The organism is Methylobacterium sp. WL18, from assembly GCF_008040015.1.
GTDB lineage: Bacteria > Pseudomonadota > Alphaproteobacteria > Rhizobiales > Beijerinckiaceae > Methylobacterium > Methylobacterium mesophilicum.
Genome location: NZ_VRVD01000756.1, coordinates 1 through 2,044 on the forward strand (window position 1 = coordinate 1; position 2,044 = coordinate 2,044).

Genomic DNA, 2,044 nt, shown 5'->3' on the forward strand with positions numbered 1-2,044 from the left:
ACACGGCCCTGCGGGCCGAGCACGGCATGCCGCCCCTGTCGCGCCAGCGGCTCGAGGCCGATGCCGGCTTCGACGGCTGCCTCACCGCCCTGCTGGACCAACTCGACCTGTCGGTGTCCCCGGAGGCGTCCCAGGCCGCCCGCGCGAGCCTGCTCGCGGCCTCCCCGGCGGACCGGCTCGATCTCGCCGTGCAAGTGGTGGAAGGCGCGCTGCCGGTGGAGCGGATCGCCGAATGCGTGTTCGTTGCGGCGGCCCTGCAGGTCCGGTTCGCGCAGGATGCGGCGCGCCTCGACGCGTCGGCCCTGAAGCCCGTGGCCGACGGCGTCTGCCCGTGCTGCGGCGGCGCGCCGGTGGCGAGCGTCGTGGTCGGCTGGACCCCGGCCGACAAGGCCCGCTACCTGAGCTGCTCGGTCTGCGGCACCCTGTGGAACCACGTCCGGATCCGCTGCACCGCCTGCGGCTCCGGCGAGGGCATCAGCTATTACGGGCTCGACGAGGTGTCGAAGGACGTCCAAGTCGAGACCTGCACGACCTGCCACAGCTACATCAAGCACCTGCACCAGCACCGGGCGCCGACCCTCGACCCGGTGGCGGACGACATCGCGTCCTACGGCCTCGACCTGAAGATCGCCGAGGACGGATTCCGCCGTGCGGGCTTGAACCTGCTGTTCATCGTCTAAGTCCCGGATCCATAAGGTCCGGGATCGTGTGCGGGTGCAGGGCGGAGCCCTGCTAAGTTTCAGCGATACCCATACCGGCTCTTGGCGGCGGCCAGCAGGTGGAGCGCCTCGCCGGACTTGCCGGCGGCGCAGGCCGCGGCGGCCTGGCTGAGGTCGGCGTTGAAGGTGTCACCCACCGGCTTGTTGAGGTTGCCGGTGGCCACGTCGCTGTCCACGATGGCCTTGGTGCGCGCGATCTCGGGACCGCAGCCGCTGCCGGTGGGCAGGGACAACGGCGCCGGGACGATGGGCGAGGGCTCGGAGACCTTGGGCGCGGCGGCGCGCTGCTGGCAGGCGCCCAGCGTGGCGGCGGCGAGAACCACGAGGCTGAGGCGCATCGGAAGACGTGACGCGGGCACGGCGATCATCCTGTTGCGGCGCACGGGCTGCGCCGCCCGGGTTTTGGGCCGAGCTTGGCAGTGGGTCAATCGTCCTGGCGGCATGTCTGCGCGCTGCGGTGATCACAGATTGCGTTCAGAATCATCTGTGGCCCGATGAGGAGCCCGGTCGAGACCTGAGACGCGCCCGCCCTCTCCCCGGAGGGCGCGGGTCCCCTCTCCCGTGCGGGAGAGGGACAGGGTGAGGGGTCCGGGTCTTCCGGAAAGGGCGCATCCCTCACCCCAACCCTCTCCCGCACGGGAGAGGGGGCGAGTCGAGCCCTGCACCGGCGCGGGCGATTGAGCGCCCTACTTGGCCTTGTCGGACAGCGCCTTCAGGCCGGATTCGTAAATACCCTGGATGGCGTCGACCGCCACCGTGTCGGGGGCGCCCTTGGCGTTGAAGGTGCCGCTCCAGGTCACCTTGGAGCCCGTGCCCTCGGGGGCGACGGCCAGCGTCGACTTGTAGTCGGCCACCGGCAGCGGGCCCTCCAGGATCGTGTAGGTGTAGCTCATCACCTTGTCGTCGCGGGAGACCTGCTCCTCCTTGAGGGTGCCGCCGCCCTTCAGGCTCAGGGTGCGGACCTTCAGGCCGTCTTTGTCGGACAGGACGCACTTCTCGATGGCTGGGTGCCAGTCGCCGATGCCGCAGAACTCGCCGATCGTCTGCCAAACCTTGGCCGGCGGCGCGGCGATGTCGGCCGAGCGCGTCACCTCCAGGGCATGGCCCGCGACGGTGGAAGCGGCCAGCGCCAAGGCGGCGAGCGGCAGGGGCCGGCTGAAAGCGAAGGGCATCGGGGGGTCTCCATCCATATCGATCGCGGCGGGCGCCGCGCAGGCTCTGGGGCCGCGCAGGAGCTAAGCCGCGACACCCGCCGGGGCAATGGGCGGGGCTGACAGGGCTGGTTGGCCGCGCTCAGACGACGCGGCGGGTGGGCTGAATTGGGG

Annotated in this window: 3 protein-coding genes; 1 reads left to right on the top strand and 2 read right to left on the bottom strand. The window is 71.0% G+C overall.

Annotated features, from left to right (window positions below):
* On the top strand, window positions 1-680 hold a 680-nt coding region (gene fdhE / locus FV228_RS27900), incomplete at its 5' end, for a formate dehydrogenase accessory protein FdhE (protein WP_147857466.1).
* Window positions 681-739: 59 nt separating this feature from the next.
* Here the strand turns inward: fdhE and FV228_RS27905 are convergent.
* Complete coding sequence (locus FV228_RS27905) at window positions 740-1,087, bottom strand: hypothetical protein (protein ID WP_147857468.1); 348 nt, start codon at window positions 1,085-1,087, stop codon at window positions 740-742.
* 318 nt (window positions 1,088-1,405) lie between these two features.
* Window positions 1,406-1,891 (bottom strand): SRPBCC family protein, encoded by a 486-nt coding sequence (locus FV228_RS27910; protein ID WP_147857467.1) that lies wholly within the window; start codon window positions 1,889-1,891, stop codon window positions 1,406-1,408.
* Window positions 1,892-2,044 lie beyond the last annotated feature (153 nt).

What these genes read in the sequence shown, in the direction of transcription:
- FV228_RS27905 (WP_147857468.1), bottom strand. Translation starts at nt 1,087, where the DNA reads ATGATCGCCGTGCCCGCGTCACGTCTTCCGATGCGCCTCAGCCTCGTG.
- FV228_RS27910 (WP_147857467.1), bottom strand. Translation starts at nt 1,891, where the DNA reads ATGCCCTTCGCTTTCAGCCGGCCCCTGCCGCTCGCCGCCTTGGCGCTG.